Source organism: Bacteroidota bacterium (assembly GCA_034723125.1).
GTDB lineage: Bacteria > Bacteroidota > Bacteroidia > CAILMK01 > JAAYUY01 > JAYEOP01.
Genome location: JAYEOP010000149.1, coordinates 1 through 3,964, shown reverse-complemented (window position 1 = coordinate 3,964; position 3,964 = coordinate 1). Strand labels below are relative to the sequence as shown.

The following is a 3,964-nucleotide window of genomic DNA, read 5'->3' as shown; positions in this document are numbered from 1 at the left end:
TCAAATCGTTATAAACTGATTTATTATTCGTTACAAAAGAATTTTGCTCATTTAAATAATTACTATTATTTTTGTTGTTTAAAATTATCAAAGAATAAGCAAGATAATATAGTTTTTTTTAAAAAAAATTTAATGAATAAGCTACTTACATACACTATAAAATCAAAGGTTAACAAACGAATAGTTGATTTTCAAAATTCTATAGAAAAGCCTTATGAATCTCAAGAATTGGTATTAAAATCATTGATAGAAACTGCTGTTAAAACAAAATGGGGTAAAATTTATGATTACAAAAGTATTTCAAACAGTGAAATATTTAGTAACAGAATAGCTATTCAGGATTACAATTCATTAAAAAATCTCATAACACTTAGTTTAAAAGGCGAAAAAAATGTTTTATGGCCCGGGCGAATAAAGTGGTTTGCAAAATCATCAGGTACAACTTCCGATAAAAGTAAATTCATTCCTATTTCAAAAAGTTCTCTTGAAGATTGTCATTACAAAGCAGGTAAAGATTTAATTGCAGTTCATTACAACAACTATCCTGATAGCAAGGTATCCAAAGGTAACGGTTTGGCATTAGGAGGAAGTCATGAAATAAATAAATCTAATAAAAAATCAAAAATAGGTGACCTCTCTGCAATACTTTTACAGAATCTTCCTCTTTGGTCGAAATTATGGCAAGAACCTAGTACAAGAACATCTCTGATGTCTGACTGGGAGCAAAAAATAATACACATGACGGAAGAGGTAATGAATAAAAACATTACTCATATTTCGGGTGTACCAACGTGGACAGTAGTACTTATAAACAACATACTTAAAGTCAGTCAAAAAGAAAAGATTACTGACTTGTGGCCAAATCTTGAGTTATATGTTCATGGGGGAGTAAGCTTTGAACCTTATCGTAAAATGTTTAAAGAACTTATCCCTAATCCTGATATGATTTACATGGAAACCTATAATGCCTCAGAAGGTTTTTTTGGAATTCAAGATCAAAAAAATAGTAAAGATTTACTACTTTTAATTGACCATGGCATTTATTATGAATTTATTCCCGTGAATGAAATTGAAAATGAAACTCCTAAAGTTTTAAAACTATCAGAAGTTGAACTTAATAAAAATTATGCAATAGTAATTTCAACAAATGCAGGACTATGGAGGTATGTAATTGGAGATACTTTAAAATTCACTTCTTTAAAACCATTCAGGTTTAGATTAACAGGACGAACAAAAAATTTTATTAATGCATTCGGAGAAGAAGTAATTATTGAAAATGCAGAAAAGGCAATTTCTGAAGCTTGCTCAGTAACAAATGCAGAGATTACTGATTATACGGCTGCACCGATATTTTTTAGTAACAACAACAATGGTACACATGAATGGATAATTGAATTCAAAAAAAATCCTGATAACGAAAATCTTTTTAAAGAAACTCTTGATAAATCATTACAAAATGCTAATTCGGATTATGAAGCCAAAAGGTATAAAGATATTGCACTTTCACCACCAATAATTCATTTTGTTCCTAAGGGTACATTTTACAATTGGATGAAAAAAAGAGGCAAACTGGGAGGTCAACATAAAGTACCAAGACTATTTAATTCAAGAAAATATGTGGAAGATATTAAGGTGCTTTTAGGATTGAAGTGATTGAGGGGATTGGATTGATTGAAGTGATTGAAGTGATTGAAATGATTGAGAGGATTGGGGGGATTGAAAGGATTGAGGGGATTGAAGTGATTGAAATCTTGTATCCTGTATCTTGTATCCTGCATCTTGAATCTTGTATCTTGTATCTTGTATCCTGTATCTTGTATCTTGTATCTTGTATCTTGTATCTTGTATCTTGTATCTTGCATCTTGTATCCTTCTTCTTAGAAGCAGCTATTAAATCCTAAGTAAAAATTAAATCCGTTTGTTCTTGATATTCCAAAACCTTCTAAGTGATAGCTCCCGAAAGTCAATTCCGCATTTTTCAACAATTTCATTTTCATTCCTAAATTAAAAGCTGTTTTTCGGTATTGGTCAAATGATAATCCTGAGGAAATAAGTATTTTTTCATTTATAGAATAATTCAGATTAGCAAAAACAAATGGTGTTCTGTGCTTTGACAAAACATAAATTAATCCTGTGTTCACATCAAATTCTTTGTAAACATTTTTTATTGAATAAATTAACTTTAATCTTGGTTGTAAAAAGGATAAATAACTTTCATTTAATCCAAAATTATCTAAATTATTAAAAGTATCTAAAAAACTATTATTCTCAGAATTTTCTTCAAATAATTCTTCATCAAAAACATCAAAACCCGTAAAGGAAATTCCCGTATCTATTTCAAAATAATTAGTGTTTTTGTTATAGTTAATAAAACCTAAATTATCAATTGCCACAAAGAATGAATTTTTATTTTCAAACTCATAAGAAGCGTAAAGGTTAAGAGCTGTACCCAAACCATTTACAGCAAATAAATCATTCTTAGATGGATTGTTTCTTCTAATGGATACATTCAAATTTGCATAAAGGGAATCACCTTCTTCAGAAGTAAAAAGACTAGCATCAGACACAATAAATTCATTAAGTATTGATGCAGATATCAGGGATAAACCAAAACCGTAACACAAATTATTTTCAGATTTTTTATTTAAATTTATTTGCATTTCGTGATATAGATAATTTTTATAATTTAATGGACTAAGCTCTGCAGTTTTTCCTGCGAAAGAACTATTTCCATGAAAAAATATATTTACAAAATCATCGGTTACAAACAGGCTTTGTTGGTAAACACTTTTAAGTAAAAAAGATATTGAATAATCTTTAAATCCAAAAACATCTGAAATTGCAGGGGAATACAAAATGTAATTTTCAAATTCAGTACCCATTAAATTTTCATCTTTAAGTCCTGACAATATTTTATTTTTATAATCTCTATCTCCAAATTGTGTTAATAAAAAATAATTCATTCGCGAAAACTCAACTGTTGGAGATGAAAACATTGAACTTCCAAAGCTTATGTAATTCTCATTTCCCGTTTCACTTTCAATTTTTTGGAAATAAGGGTCAACTTCAAGTTGGGCAAAAAGTGATGTGGAAAAAAGTAGTAAGGTAAATATATAAAATAATTTCATTTTTAAATTTTAAGAGTTTTTATAACAGCTATAAATTCATTAGCAAAAAATAATATTTAAAAGCTTGTTTTATAGGTAAAATCCGCTACAAGCTTTACATTCAATTTATAATCAGAATAAATTTTCAATTTTCTATCCTTAGGAATTGTGTTAAACACCGCTTTAATTATTATTTTCTCGGCATAGCTGATATTATCCATTTTAGATGCTCCAACAATTTCGGGTATTCTTGTTATTTTGGCAAGCATAACTTTATTCCCCGGTTCCTGAATTTCCCCAGGCATTATCCTGTTGTCAGCCATAAACAAAGAATCTAAAATATCATTATTTTTATCAACAAAATACAGTTGGAGGCTTGCATCAAAAGGAAATGTATTTGAAGCAATTATTCTAAACATAGCTTTTTCAATATTATCCAAAGATTTTGCATCAGCAAGAGAAAAATCAAGAGTATCAAGCATTGTCAATCCTTCTGCAGAAATAAATAATGGCAATTCAATCTCAACACCAGCATTTACTTTGCTATCGTGATATACAAAATCATTGTAATTTGAAGTATTTCCATTTGGATTAAACCTAACCTCAATATCATATTCAAACTCATCAGGTAGAATCTCAATCAATTCCTTAGCATTAGAATTTGAATTATTTAATTCTACGTAAGAATATTTAGGTGTAAATGGATTATCCGTTGCTCGTTGTACAACAATGGGATTGTTCAATATCGTACTACTCAGAATTTTGTTTAATTTCGTTTTATTGTTTTTTGCTTCAATTTTATTAATTAATATTTCCGCATCTGCACCAACTCCATTTTCTGTAAAAAACCTAAAACT

Annotated in this window: 3 protein-coding genes; 1 reads left to right on the top strand and 2 read right to left on the bottom strand. The window is 28.8% G+C overall.

Features of this window, described 5'->3' with window-relative positions; all coding sequences use genetic code 11:
- Positions 1-132 precede the first annotated feature (132 nt).
- Entirely contained in the window at positions 133-1,653 is a 1,521-nt protein-coding gene (locus U9R42_04405) for a GH3 auxin-responsive promoter family protein (protein MEA3495257.1), read from the top strand.
- Between the two features lie 224 nt (positions 1,654-1,877).
- On the opposite strand, the gene U9R42_04400 is transcribed toward U9R42_04405, so the two are convergent.
- The gene (locus U9R42_04400) at positions 1,878-3,128 is read right to left on the bottom strand and encodes a DUF5723 family protein (GenBank protein MEA3495256.1); all 1,251 of its coding nucleotides are present in this window, start codon (positions 3,126-3,128) and stop codon (positions 1,878-1,880) included.
- Between the two features lie 56 nt (positions 3,129-3,184).
- Positions 3,185-3,964 (bottom strand): hypothetical protein (locus U9R42_04395; GenBank protein MEA3495255.1); only part of this gene is annotated, 780 nt, incomplete at its 5' end.

Bases quoted from the DNA above. Each gene is read 5' to 3' on its own strand.
- U9R42_04400 (MEA3495256.1), bottom strand. From the start codon at position 3,128: ATGAAATTATTTTATATATTTACCTTACTACTTTTTTCCACATCACTT.
- U9R42_04405 (MEA3495257.1), top strand. From the start codon at position 133: ATGAATAAGCTACTTACATACACTATAAAATCAAAGGTTAACAAACGA.